The sequence below is a fragment of the Bariatricus sp. SGI.161 genome (assembly GCF_050313695.1).
Taxonomy (GTDB): Bacteria; Bacillota; Clostridia; order Lachnospirales; family Lachnospiraceae; genus JAFBIX01.
Genome location: NZ_JBNPLX010000080.1, coordinates 1 through 877, shown reverse-complemented (window position 1 = coordinate 877; position 877 = coordinate 1). Strand labels below are relative to the sequence as shown.

Sequence of the window (877 nt, the reverse complement as noted above, 5' to 3'; positions counted from 1 at the left end):
ATAGATGGTAAAGCCAATAATGAAAGATGTGTTCTTTCTGGGACACGCCTTAGTGCCCAGACAAAAGGTCTGGTAGACCTTTTGGTCGGGAAAGTCAGAACCTGCTACAAAGGCAGATCTGCAGGTGGGAAAGGATCTACAGGACACCTTACAGGCAAATCGTGCCGGTTGTGTAGGCATGGCTGCAAATATCCGCGAAGGCAAAGTGAGAATGCATCATGCTGGCATGTAAGCATGCGAGCGTGCCTGCGACTGAGTGCGTAGCACGAAGTGATTGGTGTGAAAAAGAGAGTGATCATTGTAAATATGGGATTCGTAGATATCGTGATGTTTAATCCGGTTCTACTGAGCAAGGATACTCCGTATGAAACAGAAGAAGGATGTCTGTCTCTTTCCGGTGTGAGGAAAACAAAACGATATGAGAATATCGAAGTAGAATATTTTGATATGAACTGGAAAAGCAACGACAGAAACTCAGCGGCTGGCCGGCACAGATCTGTCTGCATGAACTGGATCATCTGGAAGGTATTTTGATTTAAAGATATTTGAAATTACGGGAGTGACTGCTTATGGCATCGGAACGAACCGATGAATTATACAAGGTTTTGCTGGACAGAGGATATCCCAAAGAGTTCTGTGCAGAAATTACCTATAAAAATATGAACACAGACTATACTGCCACAAGGATGCTGGAATATCTTTTATAGGCACAACTTTAGTCTAGATATATATGCGCAAGAACTGCTTGCGTCGATATTTTGCGGATGCAAGAGCCACTTTCTTGATAAATGATCCTTTGACATATAGACTATGGTTACGGAGGTGCGAAATACATGGATTTTGGAGAACAGATTAAAAGTATTCGAAAGAGGGAAAA

At 42.4% G+C, this 877-nt stretch carries 2 protein-coding genes and 1 pseudogene; all 3 read left to right on the top strand.

Annotated elements, in window-relative coordinates:
• Positions 1 to 264: hypothetical protein (locus tag ACQRBH_RS17255; RefSeq protein ID WP_427762684.1), on the top strand; the 264-nt coding region annotated here is incomplete at its 5' end.
• Positions 179 to 539, top strand: a pseudogene (locus ACQRBH_RS17250) (peptide deformylase). The gene ACQRBH_RS17255 and the pseudogene ACQRBH_RS17250, both read left to right, overlap by 86 nt.
• 30 nt (positions 540 to 569) lie before the next feature.
• Complete coding sequence (locus tag ACQRBH_RS17245) at positions 570 to 707, top strand: hypothetical protein (RefSeq protein ID WP_427743890.1); 138 nt, start codon at positions 570 to 572, stop codon at positions 705 to 707.
• The last annotated feature ends 170 nt before the right edge of the window (positions 708 to 877 follow it).